Origin of the sequence: Allostella sp., from assembly GCF_041913585.1 — a bacterium.
Classification (GTDB): domain Bacteria; phylum Pseudomonadota; class Alphaproteobacteria; order ATCC43930; family Allostellaceae; genus Allostella.
In genome coordinates this window covers 9,882-31,330 of sequence record NZ_JAYSFE010000011.1, presented here as the reverse complement: position 1 = coordinate 31,330, position 21,449 = coordinate 9,882, and the positions used below count along the sequence as shown (strand labels likewise).

The 21,449-nt window shown below is 72.6% G+C and carries 16 protein-coding genes; 9 read left to right on the top strand and 7 right to left on the bottom strand.

Features of this window, described 5'->3' with window-relative positions; genetic code table 11:
* The first annotated feature begins 119 nt into the window (after positions 1–119).
* The 3 genes from ACE3Q3_RS03745 to ACE3Q3_RS03735 all read left to right on the top strand — a co-directional run bounded on the left by ACE3Q3_RS03745 (position 120) and on the right by ACE3Q3_RS03735 (position 3,511).
* Positions 120–1,616, top strand: a complete 1,497-nt coding sequence (locus tag ACE3Q3_RS03745; RefSeq protein WP_374441994.1) for an aldehyde dehydrogenase family protein — start codon at positions 120–122, stop codon at positions 1,614–1,616.
* 67 nt (positions 1,617–1,683) lie between these two features.
* Positions 1,684–2,184, top strand: a complete 501-nt coding sequence (tsaA, locus tag ACE3Q3_RS03740; protein ID WP_374441992.1) for a tRNA (N6-threonylcarbamoyladenosine(37)-N6)-methyltransferase TrmO — start codon at positions 1,684–1,686, stop codon at positions 2,182–2,184.
* A 67-nt stretch (positions 2,185–2,251) separates the two neighbouring features.
* Positions 2,252–3,511 carry a DUF2325 domain-containing protein gene (locus tag ACE3Q3_RS03735; RefSeq protein WP_374441989.1) on the top strand — a complete coding sequence of 420 codons (1,260 nt, stop codon included), beginning with the start codon at positions 2,252–2,254 and terminating at the stop codon, positions 3,509–3,511.
* Between the two features lie 96 nt (positions 3,512–3,607).
* Here the strand turns inward: ACE3Q3_RS03735 and ACE3Q3_RS03730 are convergent, their stop codons facing one another.
* From ACE3Q3_RS03730 to ACE3Q3_RS03705, 6 genes are read right to left on the bottom strand one after another with little or no spacing between them, the layout of a single operon-like run.
* Positions 3,608–4,591, bottom strand: a complete 984-nt coding sequence (locus ACE3Q3_RS03730) for an oligopeptide/dipeptide ABC transporter ATP-binding protein (protein ID WP_374441987.1) — start codon at positions 4,589–4,591, stop codon at positions 3,608–3,610.
* Positions 4,588–5,580, bottom strand: coding sequence for an ABC transporter ATP-binding protein (locus tag ACE3Q3_RS03725; RefSeq protein ID WP_374441984.1), 993 nt, complete (start codon positions 5,578–5,580; stop codon positions 4,588–4,590). The genes ACE3Q3_RS03730 and ACE3Q3_RS03725 overlap by 4 nt, the downstream gene beginning before the upstream one ends.
* The gene (locus tag ACE3Q3_RS03720) at positions 5,577–6,500 is read right to left on the bottom strand and encodes an ABC transporter permease (protein ID WP_374441982.1); all 924 of its coding nucleotides are present in this window, start codon (positions 6,498–6,500) and stop codon (positions 5,577–5,579) included. Before ACE3Q3_RS03720 ends, ACE3Q3_RS03725 begins: the two co-directional genes overlap by 4 nt.
* Positions 6,500–7,507, bottom strand: coding sequence for an ABC transporter permease (locus tag ACE3Q3_RS03715; RefSeq protein WP_374441979.1), 1,008 nt, complete (start codon positions 7,505–7,507; stop codon positions 6,500–6,502). Before ACE3Q3_RS03715 ends, ACE3Q3_RS03720 begins: the two co-directional genes overlap by 1 nt.
* Positions 7,508–7,523: 16 nt before the next feature.
* Positions 7,524–9,116, bottom strand: coding sequence for an ABC transporter substrate-binding protein (locus tag ACE3Q3_RS03710; protein ID WP_374441977.1), 1,593 nt, complete (start codon positions 9,114–9,116; stop codon positions 7,524–7,526).
* Positions 9,113–13,021, bottom strand: coding sequence for a hydantoinase B/oxoprolinase family protein (locus tag ACE3Q3_RS03705; protein WP_374441974.1), 3,909 nt, complete (start codon positions 13,019–13,021; stop codon positions 9,113–9,115). The genes ACE3Q3_RS03710 and ACE3Q3_RS03705 overlap by 4 nt, the downstream gene beginning before the upstream one ends.
* 213 nt (positions 13,022–13,234) lie before the next feature.
* Here ACE3Q3_RS03705 and ACE3Q3_RS03700 point away from each other — a divergent pair, with 213 nt between their 5' ends.
* Complete coding sequence (locus ACE3Q3_RS03700; protein ID WP_374441971.1) at positions 13,235–14,725, top strand: 3-hydroxyacyl-CoA dehydrogenase; 1,491 nt, start codon at positions 13,235–13,237, stop codon at positions 14,723–14,725.
* A gap of 43 nt (positions 14,726–14,768) precedes the next feature.
* Here the strand turns inward: ACE3Q3_RS03700 and ACE3Q3_RS03695 are convergent, their stop codons facing one another.
* Positions 14,769–15,539, bottom strand: coding sequence for a hypothetical protein (locus ACE3Q3_RS03695; protein ID WP_374441968.1), 771 nt, complete (start codon positions 15,537–15,539; stop codon positions 14,769–14,771).
* A 222-nt stretch (positions 15,540–15,761) separates the two neighbouring features.
* Here ACE3Q3_RS03695 and ACE3Q3_RS03690 point away from each other — a divergent pair, with 222 nt between their 5' ends.
* From ACE3Q3_RS03690 to ACE3Q3_RS03670, 5 genes are all read left to right on the top strand, one after another.
* Complete coding sequence (locus ACE3Q3_RS03690; protein WP_374441965.1) at positions 15,762–16,901, top strand: TAXI family TRAP transporter solute-binding subunit; 1,140 nt, start codon at positions 15,762–15,764, stop codon at positions 16,899–16,901.
* A gap of 34 nt (positions 16,902–16,935) precedes the next feature.
* The gene (locus ACE3Q3_RS03685; protein WP_374441962.1) at positions 16,936–18,927 is read left to right on the top strand and encodes a TRAP transporter permease; all 1,992 of its coding nucleotides are present in this window, start codon (positions 16,936–16,938) and stop codon (positions 18,925–18,927) included.
* Positions 18,928–18,986: 59 nt separating this feature from the next.
* Positions 18,987–20,228 (top strand): flavin monoamine oxidase family protein, encoded by a 1,242-nt coding sequence (locus tag ACE3Q3_RS03680; RefSeq protein WP_374441960.1) that lies wholly within the window; start codon positions 18,987–18,989, stop codon positions 20,226–20,228.
* 130 nt (positions 20,229–20,358) lie between these two features.
* On the top strand, positions 20,359–21,240 hold the full coding sequence (locus tag ACE3Q3_RS03675; RefSeq protein WP_374441957.1) for a 3-keto-5-aminohexanoate cleavage protein: 882 nt from the start codon (positions 20,359–20,361) through the stop codon (positions 21,238–21,240).
* The coding region (locus tag ACE3Q3_RS03670) for an SDR family NAD(P)-dependent oxidoreductase (RefSeq protein WP_374441954.1) at positions 21,237–21,449 on the top strand (213 nt) is incomplete at its 3' end. The genes ACE3Q3_RS03675 and ACE3Q3_RS03670, both read left to right, overlap by 4 nt.

The window sequence follows — 21,449 nt, the reverse complement described above, 5'->3', positions numbered from 1 at the left end:
CGGGGGCAGCCCTCCGGCTGCTTCCGCGGGGGTTTGACGGCGCGGCCTTGGTCGGCCTATCGTTGTATTCCATGAGATATAACGGGTCGCCACGGCCCGGACCGAAGAGGACGCCGACCATGACCGTGATCGAGAAGCTGAAGTTGCCGCACATCCCGTTCCTGGACGGCCGTCCCAAGCGCCTGCTGATCGACGGCCAATGGGTCGAGGCCGCGTCGGGCCGCACCTTCGACACCTTCAACCCGGCCACCGGCGAGCGTCTGGCGACGGTGGCCGAGGGCGATAAGGAGGACATCGACCGCGCCGTCGCCGCCGCCCGGCGCGCCTTCGAGGGGCCGTGGAGCAGGGTGAAGCCGGCCGAGCGGCAGCGGCTGCTGCTGCGCATCGCCGACCTCGTCGAGAGGCATTTCGAAGAACTGGCGACCCTCGACACGCTCGACATGGGCGCGCCGCTCAGCCGCACCACCAACAACCGCCAGCGGGCGCTCGGCATGCTGCGCTACTACGCTGGCATGGCGACGGCGCTGCACGGGGAGACGATCGACAACTCGCTGCCGGGCGAGATCTTCTCCTACACGCTGAAGGAGCCGGTCGGCGTCGTCGGCGCGATCATCCCGTGGAACGGGCCGCTGACGGCGACGATCTGGAAGATCGGACCGGCGATCGCGACCGGCTGCACCGTCGTCCTGAAACCGGCGGAGGAGGCGCCCCTGACCGCGCTGCGCCTCGGCGAACTGCTGCTCGAGGCGGGGGTGCCGGACGGCGTCGTCAACATCGTGCCGGGCTATGGCGAGACCGCCGGCGCGGCGCTCGCCGGCCACTGGGACGTCGACAAGGTCGCCTTCACCGGCTCGCACCTGACCGGGCAGAAGATCATCCAGGCGTCGGCCGGCAACCTGAAGCGGGTGTCGCTGGAACTGGGCGGCAAGTCGCCCGACATCGTCTTCGCCGATGCCGACCTCGCGGCGGCGGTGCCGGGGGCGGCGATGGCCGTCTTCGCCAATTCCGGTCAGATCTGCAGCGCCGGCACGCGGCTCTTCGTCGAGCGCCGCGTCTATGACGAATTCGTCGGCGGGGTCGCGGAGTTCGGCCGCAGCCTCAAGGTCGGCAACGGCCTCGACCCGGCGACCCAGGTCGGCCCGCTCGTCTCGCGCGAGCAGCTCGACCGGGTGACGGGATATCTCGACATCGGCCAGAAGGAGGGGGCACGCGCGCTCGCCGGCGGCAGCCGGCTGACCGGGGAGGGGCTCGACCAGGGCTATTTCGTGCCGCCGACCGTCTTCGCCGACGTCAAGGACGAGATGCGGATCGCCCGGGAGGAGATCTTCGGGCCGGTCATCTCGGCGATCCCGTTCGACGACATCGAGGAGGTGGTGCGCCGCGGCAACGCCACGAGCTTCGGGCTCGGCAGCGGGGTGTGGACCAGGGACGTCTCGAAGGCGCATCGTCTGGCGCGCGCCATCCGCGCCGGTTCGGTCTGGGTCAACTGCTACCAGGCGATGGACCCGGCGGTGCCGTTCGGCGGCTACAAGATGAGCGGATACGGACGGGAGTCGGGCAAGCAGCACCTCGACGAGTACCTCAACGTCAAGGCGGTGTGGATCAAGACCGCCTGATCCGGAGCGGGGGGAGCAGGATGATCGACGTGGCCTGGGTCCGCGGAACCGCGGTGGGGGACGGATCATGGTTCGCCTGAACGAGGTTCGTCCGGGCGAGGTCGCGGTCGCGGCGCCGGCGGCCGACGACGCCGGCCTCACCTTCATCGGCCGCATCCGCACGCCCTGGGCGTCTCGTCTCGAATGCCCGCGCCAGGGCCGCGAGGACGGACCGACCTGCCGCATCGAGATCTTCGAGCCCTGGGTGGCGGGGCTGGACGGCATCGCCGCCTACGAGCGGCTGGAGGTGCTCTACTGGCTGCACGAGTCGCGCCGTGACCTCGTGCGGCAGAGTCCGCGCAGCGACGGCGAGACGCGCGGCGTCTTCGCGCTGCGGACGCCCGTCCGCCCCAACCCGATCGGCACTCAGATCGTCCGGCTGCTCGCGGTCGAAGGTGCGACGCTGCTCGTCCGCGGCCTCGACTGCCTCGACGGCACGCCGCTTCTCGACATCAAGCCGGAGCGGACCGGCTTCACGCCGCTCGCCCCGCCCCAGCCCGGCGACTTCCAGGTCGGCGACCCGGCCTAGGGGCGGCGCGCACCCGGGTGTGGCGCCCGCCAAGCGATATATCCATGAAGATACGTCGAGTGACGCGATGAAGCCGCAATCCGTGATCGACTTCCCGACCCTGCGCAGCCCGGCCCCGGGCGGGCTCGCCGGACTGGGCGGCGCCCTGCGCCTGCGGGCGGCGGCGCCGCCGCTGGTCGTCGGCAGGGCGGAGGCGCAACCGGCCGGACGCCGCCGCATCTGGCAGCTCTCGGCGATGCTGCATTGCTCGATCATCGGCACCTGCCTGTCGACGGCGGAGCTGCGGCAGCTGCTCGGCAAGGCCGGCCACGCCACCGGCGGGCTCGGCGAGCACGACCTGCATCGCGAAGGGGTGGGGGCGGCCGGCCGCCACGACGGCGTCGCCAGGCTCATCAACAAGGCGCTCGACCGGCGCCATCATCTCGCCGTCCAGCAGTTCGGCCGCGTCTCGGGCGAGGCCGAGGTGCGGCGGCTGTGGTCCGAGTTCGTGCAGCGCGGCGAGATTCCGGGTGCCTACTGGGCGGCGCTGACCCATCCCGACACCGGCGACGGTCTCATCCGCCAGATCTTCGGCGAGGTCCACATGCTGTCCCATCTCGTGGGGGCGGCCAATCGCGCCGATGTCCGGCGGCTGGCCGAGCTCGAGGCGGAACTGGCGCAGGCCAGGGACAAGCTGGTGCGCCAGCAGGACCGGTTGCGCGAGGCAACGGTCGGCCGCGACGCCCGCATCCGGGAGCTTCAGGCGCTGGCGGCGCGCGCCGTGGCCGACGCCGCGCCGGCGATCGACCCGGCTTCGGAGCTGGCGACCCTGCGCCGGCTGGTGGGCGATCTCGGGCGGCGTCTCGGGCTGGAGGCGGCACGGCGCGAGCAGGCGGAGGCCGCGTCCGCGGAGGCGCGCCGGGCCCAGGCCGTCGCGGCCGGCGCGCTGCGCGCCGCCGCGACGCGCGAGCGCGCGATGCAGGCCGAACTCGACGCGGTCGAGGCGCGGCTGGCGCCCGCGACCGATCCGGCCGATCCGGCATCGGCGGTCGCCGACGCCCGCATCTTCCTCTATGTCGGCGGCCGGCCCGAGCAGGTGCCGCGCCTCAGGGCGCTGGCCGGCCGGGCCGGGGCGGAACTGCTGCACCATGACGGCGGCGTCGAGGACCGCGGCGGGCTGCTCGCCGGCCTCGTCGCCAGGGCCGACCTCGTGCTGTTCCCGGTCGACTGCGTCAGCCACGCCTCCGTCGAGGCGGTGAAGCGCCATTGCCGCCAGATGGGCAAGCCCTTCCGACCGCTGCGCGGCGCCGGCCTGGCGCCGTTCCTGGCGGTCCTCGGCGCGGCGTAGGCAGGCAGAGGAGCGGGCAGTCGACGGGCGCGGCGCCGGCCCGGGTGTCCGGGCGCCGGCCGATCCGGGCGGCCCTGCCTCCCCCGGTTCCTCCGGCTACGCCGCCTCGCGCTCGCGGGCGGCGACGAAGCAGGCGGCCATGTGCTGGTCGGGGCCGAGCACCGTCGGCGCGGGCGGGGTGCCGCTGCGGCAGCGCTCCTCGACCAGCGCGCAGCGCGGATGGAACGGGCAGCCCGCCGGCGGCGCGGCCGGGTTCGGCGGCTCGCCCGCCGCCGCGACCTCGACGCCGGCACGGCCGAGGCGCGGCACCGAGCCGAGCAGGGCCCGGGTGTAGGGATGGCGGGGGTCGCCGAAGACCGCTGCGGTCGGCCCCTCCTCGACGATGCGGCCGAGATACATGACGGCGACGCGCTCGCAGACCTGCCGCACGACCGCGAGGTTGTGGCTGATGAAGAGGTAGGAGAAGCGGTGCCTGGCGCGCAGTTCGGCCAGGAAGTCGAGGATCTGCGCCTGCACCGAGACGTCGAGCGCCGAGGTCGGCTCGTCCAGCACCAGCAGTTCCGGACCGAGCGCCAGCGCCCGGGCGATGCAGACGCGCTGCTTCTGCCCGCCCGACAGTTCGTGCGGGTGGCGGGTCAGGAAATCGCCCGGCAGGCCGACGTCGGCGAGCAGCTGGGCGACCCGGTCACGCAGTTCCCGGCCCCGCGCGACGCCGTGGATCTTCAGCGGCTCGGCGACGGTGGCCTCGACCGACAGGCGCGGATCGAGGGCGGCGGACGGGTTCTGGTGGATGAGCTGCATCCGCCGCCGGACCGGGCGCAGGGTGCGCTCGGGCAGGGCGGTGATGTCCTGGCCGTCGAAGGCGAGGCGCCCGGCGCTGGCCGGGATCAGGCGCAGCACCAGGCGGGCGAGCGTCGACTTGCCGCAGCCGCTCTCGCCGACGATGCCGAGCGCCGCGCCGCGGGCGAGCTGGATATCGACGCCGGCGACGGCGGCGACCTTGTGGGCACGGCGGAAGGCGGTGCCGCCGACATCGTAGGTCTTGGCGAGGCCGGAGGCCTCGAGCAGCGGGGCGGTCATGGCAGCGCGGCGTGGTGGCAGGCGACCCGCCGGCCGGGCAGGAGTTCGCGCAGCATCGGCTTTTCGCTACGGCAGCGCTCGGTCGCGCGCTCGCAGCGCGGGTGGAAGCGGCAGCCGGGGGGCGGGTCGAGCAGGCTCGGAATGGTGCCCGGGATGCCCTTCGGACGCACCTCCGGGTGGTCGAGGTCCGGCACCGCGGCGACGAGCCCCTGGGAATAGGGGTGGAGCGGCCGTTCGAGCAGCGGGGCGGTCGGGGCCTCCTCGACGACGGTGCCGGCATACATGACGGCGACCCGGGCGCAGCTCGCCGAGACGACGCCGAGATCGTGGCTGATGAGCATCAGCGCCAGTCCGCGCTCGCGCACCAGCCCGGCGATGAGGGCCAGCACCTGCGCCTGCACGGTGACGTCGAGCGCCGTCGTCGGCTCGTCCGCGACCAGCAGCGACGGGTTGCCGAGGAGCGCCATGGCGATCAGCACGCGCTGGCGCATCCCGCCCGACAGGTGGTGCGGGTAGCTGGCGAGCAGCCGCTTCGGCTCGGGCAGGCCGACGGCGGCGAGCAGTTCGGCCGCAGCCACGCGGGCCGCGGAGCGGCGGCGGACGCGCGCGCCATTGGCCTCGTCCTGGCCGCGGATCGCGTCCTCCATCTGGGTCGCGACCGTGAGCAGCGGATTGAGGTAGGTGGCGGGGTCCTGGAAGACCATGGCGACGGCCGACCCGCGCAGGCGCCGCACGCCGGCCTCCGGCAGCGCCAGCACGTCCTCGCCGCGGAAGCGGATTTCGCCCGAGACGACGCGCGCCGGCGGCGCCGGGTTGAGGCGCAGGATCGAGCGCGCCAGCACCGACTTGCCGCAGCCGGTCTCGCCGACGATGCCCAGCGTCTCGCCGGCCGCGACCGCCATGTCGATGCCGTCGAGGACGTGGAGCGTCCCGTCGAACGTGTCGAAGGCCAGCCGGTAGTCGCGGATCTCCAGCAGCGGCTCCGTCACGTCCGGTGGCTCCGCGGGTCGAGGATGTCGCGCAGCCCGTCGCCGAGCAGGTTGAAGCCCAGCACCGACAGATAGATGAAGAGGCCCGGGAACACGGCGTACCACCAGTAGTCCGGCAGGTAGCCGCGGGCGATCGAGATCATCGCCCCCCATTCCGGCGTCGGCGGCTTGGCGCCGAGGCCGATGAAGCCGAGCGAGGCGACGGCCAGGATCGCCTGGCCGATATCCATGCTCATCTTGACGATCAACGGCGAGATGGCGTTGGGCAGGACGTGGCGCCAGAGGATGCGGAACCGGCTCGCGCCGCAGACCCGGGCGGCCTCGATATAGGGCTCCTCGCGGATCGCCAGCGCCTTCGACTCCGCCAGCCGGACGTAGCCCGGCCACCAGACGAGGACGAGGGCGATCATCGCGTTGCCGATGCCGGGACCGAGGGCCGCCACCAGCGCGATCGCCAGGACCAGCCCCGGCACCGACAGGAAGAGGTCGGTGAAGCGCATGATGGTCTCGCGCAGGCGTCCGCCGGCGGTGCCGGCGAGGATGCCGAGCGGCACGCCGATCGCAGCTGCGGCGAAGGTGATGCCGACGCCGACCAAGAGCGACAGGCGGGCGCCGACGATGATCCGGGTCAGGATGTCGTTGCCGACCTCGTCGGTGCCGAACCAGTTGGCGGCGGACGGCGGCTTCAGCTTGTCGGCGAGGTTGACCTGGCCGACGACATGCTCGGGATAGGGGACGATCCAGGGGCCGAGCAGCGCCAGCCCGACGATGCCGGCGACCAGCACGAGCCCCAGCACCGAGGCGAAGGACCGCCCGATCAGCCAGGCCGCGAGGCGCCAGCGCCGCGCCCGTCCGCCGCGGCGGACGGGCGCCTCGGCGGCGGCCGGTCCCGCGCCGGCGGAGGCCGGGATGTCCGTCATCAGGCGGTCCGGAGGCGCGGGTCGAGCACGCCGTAGAGCAGGTCGACCACGAGGTTGGCGATCATGAAGTTGAGGCCGACGATCAGGGTCACCCCCATGACCGGCTTGAAGTCGCCGGCGATCGCCGAGGAGACGGCGTAGAGGCCGGTGCCCGGCCAGTCGAAGACGGTCTCGACCAGCACCGTCGAGCTCATCATCCAGCCCCAGCGCAGGCCGATGATGGCGAGCGTCGGCAGCATGGCGTTCTTCAGCGCGTGGACGACGACGATCCGGCGCGGGCGGACGCCGTGGGCGCGGGCCGACACGATGTAGTCGGCCCGCAGCGCCTCGACCATCTCGCTGCGGTTGACGCGCAGGATCTGGGCGAGGCACGGGAAGGAGAGGACGAGCGCCGGCAGCACGATGTAGGAGGCGGCCTCGGCGAACATGCGGCCGTTGCCGGCGAGCAGCGAATCGACCAGCAGCAGGCCGGTGATCGGCTCCATCGGCTCGGTGAAGACGGAGAGGCGGCCGCTCGTCGGCAGCCAGCCGAGCCAGGCGGCGAAGGCGAGCTGGAGCAGCAGGCCGAACCAGAACGGCGGCAGCGCCACGCCCGAGACCGCGAAGATGCGGGTGACGTGGTCGATCGGCCCGTCCTTGTGGAGCGCCGACACGACGCCGAGCGGCACGCCCAGCAGCAGCCCGACCGCCATCGCGACGAGGCAGAGCTCCAGCGTCGCCGGGAAGTAGCGCGCGAGGTCGGTCCCGACCGGCCGGCCGGTGGCGATCGAGCGCCCGAACTCGAACCGCGCGAGGTCCGAGACATAGCGCACGAACTGCTCGTGGAGCGGCCGGTCGAGGCCGTACTCGCGGCGGAGCTGCTCGATCTGCGAGCGCCCCGCGTCCGGCCCCGCGGCGAGCGCCGCGGGGTCGGAGGGGGCGATGTTGGCGATGACGAAGGTGAGACAGACCAGCCCGAACAGCATCAGCCCGGCGAGGCCGATGCGCCGGAGGATGTAGGTCAGCACCGGGCTTCCGCCTCGCCTATGCCTCGATCCACAGCGGATAGGGGTCGATCTCGCTGGTCGAGCGCACCGGGCAGTACTCGAAGTCGCGGACGTAGTCGCGCATGCCCCAGATGCGGTTGGCCATCATGCAGAAGATCTCCGGCTGGTCGGCGACGAGCGCCTTCTGGATCTCGGCATACATGGCCATGCGCTTGGCGGTGTCGGTCTCGCCGCGGGCGTCGCCGATCATCTTCCAGACCGCCGGGTTCTCGTAGTGGCTGACGCCGTAGTAGAGGCCCCAGGAATTGCGGTGGTACTGGTAGGCGACCGTGTCCGGGTCCGTCCCGACGGGGGTGACGTAGACCGACATCATCGCCGGCGCCGTCTCGGCCTTGCCGGCGCGCGCCGTCATCGTCGGCCAGGGCTGGGCGACGATGTTGACCTTGATGTTGAGCGGACGCAGCGCGTCGAGCAGCGACAGGCCGATGCGCCGCGGATCCTCCAGGCCCTGGACGTGGACATACTCGAGCTCGAAGCCGCCGTCCGGGTGCTTGCTCTTCTTCAGGTACTCCATCGCCTTCGCCATGTCCCGGCGCGGCATCTCGGGCACCGCGACGTGGCCGGTGATCGGGGTCGGGAAGGGGCTCGTCATCAGCTCGGCCATGCCGTTGTGGATGGCGAGCACGGCGTCGTAGTCGAAGGCGTGGGCGATCGCCTTGCGGACGTTGACGTCGGCCGTCGGCCCGACCTGGCAGTTGAACTTGATGCCGAAGCTGGTGAAGCCCGGGAAGTTCACCATCTTCACGCCCGGCATCTTCTCCATCTGGCCGAAATCGTCCGGCGTCACGCCGGCCATGATGTCGACCTCGCGGCGCTGCAGCGCCGCCTTGCGCGGCGCGCTCTCGCGGATGATGCGGTAGATGAAGCCCGACAGGCGGTTCTTCTCGCCCATCGGCCAGCCCTTCCAGTAGTCGGCGACCGTGTCCATGTGGATGAGCGAGGTCGCGTCGAAGCGGCGGAGCTTGAACGGGCCGGAACCGGCCTCGTTCTCCGTCATCCACTTCCGGCCGAGGTCGCCGTCGACCTCGTTCGCCTTCACCTGCTTGGGGTTCACGATGTACCACCAGGGCACGTAGGTGATGAACGGCGCGTAGGGCCGGTCGAGGGTGAACTTCACCGTCCGGGCGTCGACCGCGACGATGTTCTCGGGCTTCAGGAAGTCCTTCAGCATCCAGGCGACGCCGGCGTTCATCTTCAGCGCGCGCTCGAAGGAATAGCGCACCGCCTCGGCGTCGACCGGGTCGCCGTTGTGGAACTTGGCGTTGCCGACGAGCGAGAAGGTGTAGGTCTTGCCGTCGGCCGACATCTCGTACTTCTCGGCCAGCCACGGGACGATCTTCGGCGGCGTGCCGACATACTTGAGCAGCCCGTCATAGACCGACTGCTGGATCATCCGGGTCGACCAATCGTAGCGCCAGTGCGGGTCGAGCACCGGCACCGCCTGGTTGCCGGTGAAGACCAGGATCTTGCGGGCGCCGTCGCGCTCGAAGGCGACCGAGGAGAAGGGGGCGAGGGCGCTGAGCGCGGCCGCGCCCTGGAGGAAGTGGCGGCGGTTGACCCGGTTCGTCATCGTTCGTTCCCCGTTGTCATCGTTGCGTCCCTGTCCGTGCCGGCCACCAGGCCGGCGCGCCGGCGCGCGGTGGCGGCCGGGTCGATGCGGCCATCGGCGTCGAGCACGCAGCCATAGTCGCGGCGGGCGCCCTCGGCGGTGACGTAGCCGTCCTCGATATCGGCGGCGACCGCTTCCAGCGGCCGCTCGGCGGCGAGCCCGTAGCCGGCGCCGCCGGCGATCTGCGCCTCGATCTCGGTCGTGTCGTCGAAGAGGCTGACGGTCTCGCCCGCACCGGTGTCGCGCCAGCCCTCGGGGCCGCGGACGCCGGCATGGGCGGGGGCGGCGGGCTGGCCGCCGAACAGCCCCTCCTGGGTGACGCCCCAGCCCTCGACGAAGAGCCCGACCGAGATCGGCTCGGTGCCGCCGTCGAGCCGGCGGGCGCGCATGCGCTGGCCGAGGCCGCCGCGCTGCCGGCCCGGACCGCCGGAATCGGCGACCAGGGTCTTTTCCAGCACCAGCACCGGCATCCGGCTTTCCAGAAGCTCGACCGGGGTGTTGGCGGCCGAGGTCGGGTAGAGCAGGCCCGACTTGCCGTCCTGGCGCAGCGAGGCGCCCTGGCCGCCGCCCATGAAGAAATGGTCGGACGCGACCCGGCCCTGGGCGTTGCGGCCATAGAAGCCGAAGGCCTTGGGCAGGCCGGTGAAGGCCTGCACCCGGTCCGGCATGGCCGGCGCCAGCGCCTTGTAGAGGTTGGGTCCGAGGTACCAGGAGACGCGGGTGCGGTGGGCGACGGCGGCCGGACGGTCGCAATTGAGGGCGGTCCCGGCGGACGCCGTAATGGTGATCGGCAGGTAGCAGCCGGCATTGCCGCGGACGTTCGGCGTCAGCATGCATTTCAGCGGGTAGCTGGAATGGCCCATGGTGACGTTCATGGTGCAGTTGAGGCCGCCGCGCGGCAGCTGCCGCGGCGCGTCGACATGCTCGACATGGATGCGGTCGCCGGTCTTGTGGACGCGCACCCGGTAGCGCAGCACCTCGCCCAGGGGGCGGTTCTCGATCGTGCTTTCGTAGACGCCGTCCGGCACGGCGCGGATGGCGGCCCTGGTCGCCGCCTCGCTGCGCCCCTGGACGACGGCGGCGAGCGGCGCCACGTCGCCCAGCCCGTACTCGTCCATGAAGGCCAGCAGGCGCTGGGCGCCGAGCGCGTTGGCGGTGATGAGCGACTGGATGTCGCCCAGCACCTGGTCCGAGTTGCGGATGTTCGACGCCAGCATGGCGAGCAGCGAGCGGTCGGGCCGGCCGGCATCGTAGAGCTTCATCGGCGGGACCAGCACGCCCTCGTCGTAGATCTCCCGGGCGGCCAAGGGGTCCTTGACCCCGCCGATGTCGCTGACATGGCCGACCGTCGCCATCAGCGCGACCAGCCGGCCCGCGCGGAAGACCGGGGTCACCAGCGCGATGTCGAACAGGTGGCCGGCGCAGAGCCACGGGTCGTTGGTGACCAGCACGTCGCCCTCGTGCAGCGTCTCGGGCGGGAAATGCTCCAGCAGCGCCTGTACGCAGCGGGTCAGCGTCAGATTGAAGAGCGGCATCGAGCGCGGCGAATGCGCCAGCGGGTTGCCCTTCGCGTCCAGGATCTCGTTGGCGAAGTCCTGGCTCTCCGAGATGATGAGCGAGTAGGCCGTGCGGCGGACCGTCTGCCACATCTCCTCGACGATCGAGATGAGGCGCGACCACATGATCTCGAGCCCGATCGGGTCGGCCTCGATGCGCGCCCGGGCGTCCTCCGGCGCCATGCCGGCGGTGACGAGTGCCGCCGGCCGGACCACGGCGCCGACGGCGATGCGCAGGTTCCAGGCGGCGTCGATGGCGAGCCGGTCGCCGGGGCCGATCACCGTCGTCGCCTCGCGCTCCTCGACGATGGCCGGGCCCTCGACCGTGTCGCCGGGGCGCAGCCGGTAGCGGTCGTAGACCGGCGTCTCGTGGGCGGTGCCGTCGAACCAGGCCGTCCGGCTGCCCTTGCGCGCCTCGCCCGTCGCGTTGCCGCCGGCGATCGCGCCCGACAGCGCGACCGCGGGCTCGGGCGCCGACACCCGCACCCGGTAGGACAGGATCTCGATCTCCGGCCCCTCGACGTTGCGGGCGTAGAGGCGCCGGTAGGTCTCGCCGAAGCGGGACCGGATGTCGTCGAGGCGGCGGCCGTCGACCTCGCCGTCCGGCAGGCGGACCAGGATCTGGTGAAGCTGGCCCGCCATCCGCATCTCGGCCGAACGCTCGACCGCCATGTCGGCGTCGGCGATGCCGGCGGCGCGCAGCCGCCCGCGCGCCGCCTCCTCGAGCTCGGCCAGGATGCGGCCGACGGCGGCCCAGTCGGCGGTCGGGCCGAGCGGGGTGAGGGCCGAGCGCGACAGCTCGAAGGCGAGCGGCGCGGTGAGGAAGCCGAGCGCCGAGGCCGCGCCGGAGGCCGGCGGGATCAGCACCTCGGCGATGCCGAGGATGCGGGCGACGCGGGCGGCATGCGCCGGCCCGGCGCCGCCGAACCCGACCATCGCATAGCGCCGGGGATCGCGGCCCTTCTCGATCAGGTGGACGCGGGCGGCGGACGCCATCGCCTCGCAGACGACCGCATGGACGCCCCAGGCGGCCTCGATCGCCGACAGGCCGAGCGCCTCGCCGAGGCGGGCCAGCGCCGCCTCCGATGCGGCGCGGTCGAGGGTCATCGTGCCGCCGAGGAAGAAGCCCGGGTCGTAGTAGCCGAGCAGCAGGTTGGCGTCGGTCACCGTGGCCTCGGTGCCGCCGCGCCCGTAGCAGGCGGGGCCCGGCTCGGCGCCGGCCGAGCGCGGGCCGACCTTGATGAGGCCGGTCTCGTCGATGCCCGCCAGCGAGCCGCCGCCGGCGCCGATCTCGATCATGTCGACGACCGGCGCCTTGATCGGCAGGCCGGAGCCGCGCTTGAAGCGATGGACGCGGGCCGTCTCCATCATCGGCGCGATCTCGGCCCGCCCGCCCTCGATGAGGCAGGACTTGGCGGTGGTGCCGCCCATGTCGAAGGCGATGGCGTCGGGCAGGCCGGCCTCGCGGGCGAAGAGCACGGTCGCCAGTGCCCCGCCGGCGGGGCCGGATTCGAGCAGGCGGATCGGGAAGGCGCGCGCCACCTCGGGCGTGCAGAGTGCCCCGTCCGACTGCATCAGGCGCAGGGTGCCGCGGAACCCCTCCGCCTCCAGCTCGCGCAGCAGGCGGCCGATGTAGCGGTCCATCAACGGCTGCACGAAGGCGTTGGCGCAGGTCGTCGAGCAGCGGTCGTACTCGCGGATCTCCGGCGCCACCTCGCAGGACAGGCTGACGGCGACGCCGGGGAAGGCCTCGCGCAGGATGCGGCCGGCCGCCTGCTCGTGCGCCGGGTTGGCGTAGGAGTGGAGGAAGCAGACGGCGATCGCCGTGCAGCCCTCGGCGACGAGGCGGGCGCCCTCGGCGCGCACCGCCGCGGCGTCGAGCGGCTCGACCACGCGGCCGTCATGGGCGATGCGCTCGGCGATCTCGAGCCGGCGGCGGCGCGGCACCAGCGGATCGGGGAAGCGCAGGAAGAGGTCGTAGATGTCGTAGCGCTGCTCGACGCCGAACTCGAGCGTGTCCCGGAAGCCGCGCGTGGTGAGGAGGCCCAGCATGGCGCCGCGCCGCTCGATGAGGGCGTTGGTGACGAGCGTCGTGCCGTGCAGCAACTCGCCCAGCTCGGCGGTGCCGAGGCCCGCCTCGGCGGCGATCGCGCGGATGCCGGCGAGCGCACCCTCGGCCGGGTCGTCCGGCGTCGTCAGGCACTTGTGCAGGCGGATGGCGCCTGTCGCCTGGTCCAGCAGCACGAAGTCGGTGAAGGTGCCGCCGATGTCGAAGCCGAGCCGGTAGCGGGCGGTGGCAGGCACGTTCATGGCGGTCCGGCTCCTCTTCGAGGGAGTGGCCTGAAAACCCTATCGTTCGATCGACAGGGCCGCAAGCAAGGTGGCGGGCGACGGGGCCGCGAGACGGCGGGGTACGGACGCAAGCGGCAGCAATCGCCGTGCCACCATGCGTCGCCCCTCCGGCTTTCGCCGCCGGCCGGCCCGTGCCAGATTGCCCGGCCCAGCAAGGAAGGAACGAGCGGCATGGCGGAAGTCGAGACGGTGGGCGTGGTCGGCGCCGGCACGATGGGGGCGGGGATCGCCCAGGTGGCGGCGACGGGCGGCCATCCGGTCCGGCTCTACGACGCCGCCCCTGGCTTCGCCGCCAAGTCGGCGGCGGCCATCGCCGGCCGCATCGACCGGCTGGCCGAGAAGGGCACGCTGTCCCCCGAGGCGGCGGCGGCGGCCAAGGCGCGGATCACGGTGGTCGACGGCCTCGCCGACATGGCGCCCTGCGGGCTGGTGGTCGAGGCGGTGGTCGAGGATCTCGCCGTCAAGCACCAGGTGTTCACGACGCTGGAGCAGCATTGCGCGCCGGACGCCATCCTCGCCAGCAACACCTCCTCGATCCCGATCGCCCGCATCGCCCAGGCGCTCCAGCGGCGCGACCGGGTCGCCGGCATGCATTTCTTCAACCCGGTGCCGGTGATGCGGCTGGTCGAGATCATCAGCGGCCCCGACACCGCGGCCGCGGTCGCCGACCGCCTGTCGGTGCTGGGGGAGCGCTTCGGACGGGTGCCGGTCAAGGTCAAGGACGCGCCGGGCTTCCTCGTCAATCTCGGCGGCCGCTCCTTCACCACCGAAGGGCTGGCGATCGTCCAGGAAGGGGTGGCGACGCCCGAGCAGGTCGACCAGGTGATGCGCGACTGCTGCCACTTCCGCATGGGGCCGTTCGAGCTCATGGACCTGACCGGCATCGACGTGAACCACCCGGTCTCCGAGATCGTCTGGCAGGGCTACTATTGCGACCCGCGCCTGCGCACGACCCCCTATCACCGCTCGCTGCGCGAGGCCGGGCGGCTCGGGCGGAAGACCGGCCAGGGGCATTTCGCCTACGACGCCAAGGGCGTGCGCACGCCGGGCGCGGTGCCGCCGCTGCCGGCCGCCGACCCCGCGGGCCGCGTCGTCCTCCTCGACGTCTCGGCGGCGCTGGCCGACCTCGTGGCGGGCGCCGAAATCATCGCCCACGACGACGGCCTGAGCCCGCTGCTGGTCGCCCCGGTCGGCGAGGACTGCACGGCGGTCGCGGTCCGTCTCGGCGTCGATCATCGCCGGCTGGTCGCGGTCGACCTCGCCTGCGACACGTCCAGGCGCGTCACGCTGATGACGGCGCCGGGCGCCGACCCGGCGATCCTCGGCGCGGTCGCCGCCCGCATCGCCGGCAACGGCCGGGCGGTGACCGCGATCAAGGATTCGCCCGGCTTCATCCAGCAGCGGCTGCGCGCGATGATCGCCAACCTCGGCTGCGAGATGGCGCAGATCGGCATCGCCCAGCCCGCCGACATCGACACCGCGATGCAGCTCGGCCTCAACTATCCGCAAGGGCCGCTGGCCATGGCCGACGCCATGGGCGTGGCGGCGGTCCACGCCATCCTGCGCCAGCTCCAGGACGCGACCGGCGACGATCGCTACCGGCCGAGCCAGTGGCTGCGGCGGCGCGCGCTGCTCGGCCTGCCGGCGGCGACGCCGGCCTGAGCGGAAGGAGACGGGGGGCGGCCCCGGGCGGGGCCGCTCGCCGTCAGATCAGGGAGCCGCTGCAGCGCGGCGGGATCGCCGCGCCGTGGGTGATCGCCGACATGGCGAGGCGGATCGACCGCCGTTCCGGGACGCAGTCGCGCCGGTCGACGGCAGGAACCGCCGGGGCCCAGGCGCCCGGCTGCTCGGCGGCGCGGACCATGGGCACGCCCGGGCGCGACTCGGCCGGCGGCGTGCGCCGGAAGTCCGGCAGATTGTCGAGCGGCGGCACCGCGCGCGGCGGGCCGATCACCGGCTCGGGCGGCGGGGTCGGGGTCGTGAGATAGGTGTAGAGCGGCGTCAGCGCCTGGCCGAGCTGGCAGAACGAGACGAAGACCACCCCGATCAGGCTGACATAGAAGGTCATCGGGTTGATGGCCGTCACCACCCCGCCGCCGATCAGGTTGATCGTGTTCATGCCGCCGGAGAGCGACGCCACCGTGGCGCCCAGCGTACCGCCGACGATGCAGCCGACGCTGTTGCTGAGGTCCGACCCGCCATCGGGTGCGGGGGCAGCCGCAGCCGGCGCCTGGGGGTCGATGGCGGCGGGACGGATGTTCCGGTCCCGCTCGAGCACGGCATAGTGCCAGGGGAGTCCATCGCGCAGCGCCGTCGCCGCCGGCTCGGCCGCGGCGCGCGCGGGCGAGCCGTCGCTGCCGGCAGCCCGGGCACGCAGCAGGGCCTCCAGTTCGGCGATCGGTGATGCTGCGGCCGGCGCGGCGGCCATGGCCAGCGCCACGCCGCAAGCGCCCAGTGACGCCCGCCAAGCTGTCATTTGCTGCTCCCCAGAACCTTCCGCGCGGCCTTGGAGCCAAGATCACGGAAGAACGCCACAGTAGCGAAATCCTGGACCGTCCTCAAGCAGCGACCGTACCAGGTTTTGCCACAATTCCAGGAGAGTCCGGCCCGCGGTTTACAGCGGCGGCTAGGCGCTCCTAGACTTGGCGTCAATCGGCCGCACCTGCGGGGGCGGCCACAAGATCGGGGAGGAGCATCCGTGAAACGCATTCTGGCCGCGACCGTCGGGTCGCTGCTGCTGGCCGCCGTGCCGGCCCGCGCCGACAAGCTGCCGTCGACCCTGTCCTGGACCGCCTACGACGTCGGCTCGTCCGGCTACAACAACGCCGTCGCCATCGGCAACGCCCTGAAGGGCAAGCTCGGCGTCAACCTGCGCGTCGTGCCCGGCAAGAACGACATCTCGCGGATGGTGCCCCTGCGCGAATCCAAGGTGCAGTTCTCGGCCACCGGGCTCGCCGCCTTCTTCGCGATGGAGGGGGTCTACGAATTCGGCGCCAAGGAGTGGGGCCCGCAGGAGACGCGCATTCTGCTCACCGCCAACGCCGACTCGAATCTCGCGCTCGGCACCGCCAAGGATGCCGGCATCCGCACGCTGAAGGACCTCAAGGGCAAGCGGCTGGCCTGGGTCCTGGGGGCGCCCGCCCTCAACGAGAACCTGACGGCGATGCTGGCCTTCGCCGGGCTGACCTGGAACGACGTCGTGAAGGTCGAGTTCCCCGGCTTCGGCCAGTCCTGGCAGGGGCTGGTCAACGGTCAGGCGGACGCGGCCTGGTCGCAGACGACGTCGGGGCCGGCCTACCAGCTCGAATCGTCCAACCGCGGCATCTTCTGGCCGCCGGTCCCGCATGGCGACAAGGAGGGCTGGGCGCGCCTGAAGAAGATCGGCCCCTTCTTCGCGCCGCACGTCGCCACGCTGGGCGCGGGCGTGTCGAAGGACAACCCGCACGAGGGCGCCACCTACCCCTATCCGATCCTCACCACCTATGTCGGCCAGGATGCCGGGCTCGTCTACGGGATGACGAAGGCCATGGTCGACCTCTACCCGGACTACAAGGACGGCGCGCCCGGTGCCGACGGCTGGGCGCTGGAGCGGCAGATCCTCGACTGGGTGGTGCCCTACCACGCGGCGACGATCCGCGTCTTCCAGGAGAAGGGCGTGTGGAAGCCGGAGCACCAGGCGCACAACGACCGGCTCGTCGCCCGCCAGGGCGTGCTGGTCGCGGCCTGGAAGGCGATGGAGCCGAAGAAGGGGCTGGCCGACGACGCGTTCAAGGCCGAGTGGCGCGCGGCGCGTGCGGCGGCGCTGACCAAGGGTGGATTCGACCCGTACTGGCAGTGAGCCGGGCGGACGCGGCCGGCGGCGGAGCCGGCGGATGGTGAGGCCGGGCGAGACCGCGACGGCCAGGCCCGGCGACATGATGGTCGAGGAACTGGCGTACCGGCCCCTGCGGGGGCCGGTGCTGCTGGTCTATGCCGTCCTCTCGTTCGCGGGTGTGCTGCTGGCGATCAACCAGGTCTTCAATTTCGGCTTCTTCGCCGGCTTCGTCCTCCTCGACAACCGCTACCTCTACCTGCTGGGAGGACTGTTCCTGGCCCTTGTCTTCCTCGCCTATCCCTGGCGCGCCCGCGCCAACCGGGCGGAGGTCGACTGGTGGGACTGGATGCTGGCCGCGATCGCGCTGGCGCTCGGCGGGGTGATGGCGTGGAACGCCGAGCGCATCATCGGCGAGGGCTGGGAGTTCGCGGCGCCGGCCTGGGCGGTCTGGGCGAGCGCCCTCCTGTGGCTGGTGATCGTCGAGGCGACGCGGCGGACGGGCGGCCTCGTGATCGCCGTCATCGTCGGTCTGTTCTCGCTCTATCCGGTGGTTGCCGACGTCATGCCGGGGCCGATCGCCGGCCTGCCGCAGAGCCTGCCGGACACGCTCGCCTACCACGTCCTGTCCGGCGAGAGCTCGTTCGGCATCCCGATGCGGGCCTTCGGCGAACTCGTGGTCGGCTTCATCGTCTTCGGCGTCGCCCTCAACCACACCGGCGGCGGCCGCTTCTTCAACGATCTCGCCTTCGCGCTGGTCGGCGGCTGGCGCGGCGGCGCGGCCCAGGTCGGGGTGATCTCCAGCGCCCTGCAGGGCTCGATCTCGGGCAGCGTCATCTCCAACGTGATCTCGTCCGGCGTGGTCACCATCCCGGCGATGCGCCGCACCGGCTTCTCGGCCCGCTATGCCGGCGGCGTCGAGGCGGTGGCCTCGACGGGCGGCGTCCTGATGCCGCCGGTCATGGGCTCGACCGCCTTCGTCATGGCCTCCTTCCTCAACCTTCCCTATGTCGACATCGCCGTCGCCGCGGCGATTCCGGCGCTGCTCTACTATTTCGGGCTGATGGTGCAGGTCGATGCCTACGCCGTGCGCAACGGCCTGAAGGGGCTGCCCCGCCACGAGCTGCCGCGCATCGGCGCGGTGCTGCGCGAGGGCTGGATCTACATCCTGGTCTTCGTCGTCCTCGTCGTCGTCATGGTGCGCGACAACCAGGAGGCGCTCGGCCCCTTCATCGCGACGGGCGTGCTGCTGGTGCTGAACCAGCTCCATCCGCGGCACCGTCTCGACCGCGGCCGCTGGCTGGCGTTCGCGGCCGCGACGGGCCGCGCGCTGGCGGAACTGGTGGCGGTGCTGCTCGGGGTCGGGCTCATCGTCGGCGCCTTCGCCGTCACCGGGCTCGCCGGGACGCTGGTCAACGACCTCGTCTTCCTGGCCGGCGGCTCGGTCGCGATGCTGCTGCTGATGGGGGCGCTCACCAGCTTCGTCTTCGGCATGGGGATGACGGTCACCGCCTGCTACATCTTCCTCGCCATCACCCTGGCGCCGGCCCTGGTGCGGGCCGGCCTCGACCCGCTCGCCGTGCATCTCTTCATCATGTACTGGGGCATGGTGTCGTTCATCACGCCGCCGGTGGCGCTCGGCGCCTTCGCCGCCGCCTCGATCGCCCGCACCAGTTCCTTCGCGGTCGGGTTCGAGGCGATGCGGCTCGGCAGCGTCATCTACTTCCTGCCCTTCTTCTTCGTGCTCAACCCGGCGCTGATCCTCAAGGGCTCGCCCGGCGAGATCGCGCTGGTCGTCGTCACCGCGGCGGCCGGGATCGCGCTCATCGCCTCTGCGCTGCAAGGATACCTGGCGGGCGTCGGCACGATGCGCGGGCCGGGCGGGGCGGCGGCGCGGCTGCTGCTCGGGGCGGGCGGCTTCGCCCTGGCGCTGCCGGGCGGGCCGCTGACCGGGGTCGGACACGGCACCCTGCTCCTCGTCGCCGCGGCCTGCCTCGTGCCCGCGATCCTCCTGATCCGCCTTCCCGGCCGGCACCGCCCCGCCACCCCTTGACCGCCCGGCCCGGCCGCGGCCATCCAGTGCCGGCGGACAGCGAAGCGGGACGGTGCCGGGTGGAGTTGCGAGACGAGGTCGAGGTGGCGGTCGTCGGGGCGGGCGCGGCCGGCATCGGGGCGGGCCGGCGCCTCGCCGCGGCGGGCGTGTCTTTCCGCATCCTGGAGGCGCGCGACCGGCCCGGCGGCCGCGCCTGGACGGTGGGCGGGCTCGGGCCGGTCCCGCTCGACCTCGGCTGCCACTGGCTGCATTCGGCCGACCGCAATCCGTTCGTCGCGGTGGCGGGCGAACTGGGGTTCGCCATCGACCGCACGCCGGCGCCCTGGGGCCGGACGACCGGCAACGCCGCCTTCCGGGCAGCCGGCGAGCAGGCCGCATTCCGGGCCGAGCGGGACGCCTTCTGGGAGCGCGTCCACGCCGCGGCCGAGGCGGGCCAGGACCGGCCGGCGTCCGACTCCGCCGACCCGCACTCGCCCTGGAATCCGCTGATCGCGGCCGGCAGCACCTGGGCCAACGGGGTCGAGCCCGACCGCGTCTCGACCCTCGACCACTGGCGGTACGACGAGACGCCGCTCAACTGGCGCCTGCCGGCCGGCTACGGGGCGCTGGTCGCCGCCCACGCCGTCGGGCTGCCGGTCACCCTCGACTGTCCGGTCGCCCGGATCGACCATTCCGGCCCGATGATCCGGCTCGAGACCGCCCGCGGCACGCTCCGCGCCCGCCGCGTCGTCGTCACCGTGCCGCCGCCGGTCCTGCTGGCGGGCGGCGTGGTCTTCCACCCGGCGCTGCCGGACCGGCTGGCGGCCGCCGCCGGCCTGCCGCTCGGCCTCGCCGACAAGCTCTACATCGCCCTCGACCGGCCCGAGATCTTCCCCGTCGAGGGGCAGGTCTACGGCGGCACCGACCGCACGGCGATCGGCGCCTATCACCTGCGCCCGCTCGGACGGCCGATCGTCGAGGGTTATTTCGGCGGCATCGTCGCCCGCGAGCTGGAGCGCGGCGGCACCGCGGCCTTCTTCGCCCATGCCGCCGACGAACTGGCCGGCATCTTCGGCAACGACGTCCGGGCCCGGCTGCGGCCCCTGGTCTCGACCGCCTGGGCGCTCGATCCCTGGGCCATGGGCTCCTATTCCGCGGCGCTGCCCGGCTTCGCCGACGCCCGGGCCCGGCTGGCCGATGCGGGCGACGGGCGGATCGTCTTCGCCGGCGAGGCGACCTCGCCCGATCATTTCTCGACCGCCCACGGCGCGCTCGTCAGCGGCCGGGTGGCGGCGGAGAGGGTGCTGGCGGCGCCCGCCTGAGGCTGCGGCCATCGGTCCCGCCGTCCCGTCCCCGCACCGCGGCACGCCGGGGCTTCCCGTCGACCCTGTCCGCCCGTAGGCTCCCTCCGGAGCGACGCTCCAACCTGCCAAGATCGCCCGAGGAAGCCCCATGGACAGAAAGGTCATCGTCACCTGCGCCGTCACCGGCGGGGGCGACACGGTCGGCAAGCATCCCGCCGTCCCGGTCACGCCGGCGGAGATCGCCACCGCCTGCGTCGAGGCCGCCAAGGCCGGCGCCACCGTCTGCCACATCCATGTCCGCAACCCCGAGACCGGCAAGCCGAGCATGGACCCGGCGCTCTACCGGGAGGTCGTGGCGCGCATCCGCGACAGCGGCACCGACCTCGTCATCAACCTGACGACGGGAGCGGGCGGGCGCTTCGTGCCGGGCGACGTCAAGCCGGCCGAGGCGGGCAAGGGCACCAACCTCGCCACCCCGGCCGAGCGCGTCCAGCATGTCGAGGAACTGCGGCCGGAGATCTGCAGCCTCGACATGGGCACGATGAATTTCGGCCCGCACGTCTTCATGAACACCCCCGCCCACCTGGCGGCGATGGCGAAGGCGGTCCAGGCGGCCGGCGTGAAGCCGGAACTCGAGGTGTTCGACAGCGGCCATGTCCGCCTCGCCAACCATTTCGTCGAGAGCGGGATCATCGAGGGCACGCCGCTCTACCAGCTCTGCCTCGGCATCTCCTGGGGCCAGCCGGCGACCCCGGCCGCCATGGCCTACATGCGCGACCTGCTGCCGGCGGGGGCGGAGTGGGCGGGCTTCGGCATCTCCCGCATGCAGTTCCCGATGGTGGCCCAGGCGGTGCTGCTGGGCGGCCATGTCCGGGTCGGGCTCGAGGACAATCTCTATCTCGACAAGGGGGTCTTCGGCTCGAACGCGCAGCTCGTCGAGAAGGCGATCCGGATCATCCAGCTCCTCGGGCACGAGATCGCGACGCCCCAGGAGGCGCGCCAGATGCTGAAGCTGAGGAACCACGCATGATCCAGGCCGACCTGAAGGGGCGGACGGCGCTGGTCACCGGCGGTGCCTCGGGCATCGGGCTGGCCGCCGTCACCCTCTTCGCCCGCATGGGTGCCAGGGTCGCCGTCAACCACCTGCCGTCGGACCCGCGCGGGTCCGACGCGGTGGCGCGGCTGCAGGCGGACGGGCTCGACGTCGTGGCGGCGCCGGCCGACGTCGCCGATCCCCAG

What these genes read in the sequence shown, in the direction of transcription:
- ACE3Q3_RS03705 (WP_374441974.1), bottom strand. Translation starts at nt 13,021, where the DNA reads ATGAACGTGCCTGCCACCGCCCGCTACCGGCTCGGCTTCGACATCGGC.
- ACE3Q3_RS03695 (WP_374441968.1), bottom strand. Translation starts at nt 15,539, where the DNA reads ATGACAGCTTGGCGGGCGTCACTGGGCGCTTGCGGCGTGGCGCTGGCC.
- ACE3Q3_RS03730 (WP_374441987.1), bottom strand. Translation starts at nt 4,591, where the DNA reads ATGACCGCCCCGCTGCTCGAGGCCTCCGGCCTCGCCAAGACCTACGAT.
- ACE3Q3_RS03710 (WP_374441977.1), bottom strand. Translation starts at nt 9,116, where the DNA reads ATGACGAACCGGGTCAACCGCCGCCACTTCCTCCAGGGCGCGGCCGCG.
- ACE3Q3_RS03720 (WP_374441982.1), bottom strand. Translation starts at nt 6,500, where the DNA reads ATGACGGACATCCCGGCCTCCGCCGGCGCGGGACCGGCCGCCGCCGAG.
- ACE3Q3_RS03700 (WP_374441971.1), top strand. Translation starts at nt 13,235, where the DNA reads ATGGCGGAAGTCGAGACGGTGGGCGTGGTCGGCGCCGGCACGATGGGG.
- ACE3Q3_RS03735 (WP_374441989.1), top strand. Translation starts at nt 2,252, where the DNA reads ATGAAGCCGCAATCCGTGATCGACTTCCCGACCCTGCGCAGCCCGGCC.
- tsaA (WP_374441992.1), top strand. Translation starts at nt 1,684, where the DNA reads ATGGTTCGCCTGAACGAGGTTCGTCCGGGCGAGGTCGCGGTCGCGGCG.
- ACE3Q3_RS03685 (WP_374441962.1), top strand. Translation starts at nt 16,936, where the DNA reads ATGGTGAGGCCGGGCGAGACCGCGACGGCCAGGCCCGGCGACATGATG.
- ACE3Q3_RS03675 (WP_374441957.1), top strand. Translation starts at nt 20,359, where the DNA reads ATGGACAGAAAGGTCATCGTCACCTGCGCCGTCACCGGCGGGGGCGAC.
- ACE3Q3_RS03745 (WP_374441994.1), top strand. Translation starts at nt 120, where the DNA reads ATGACCGTGATCGAGAAGCTGAAGTTGCCGCACATCCCGTTCCTGGAC.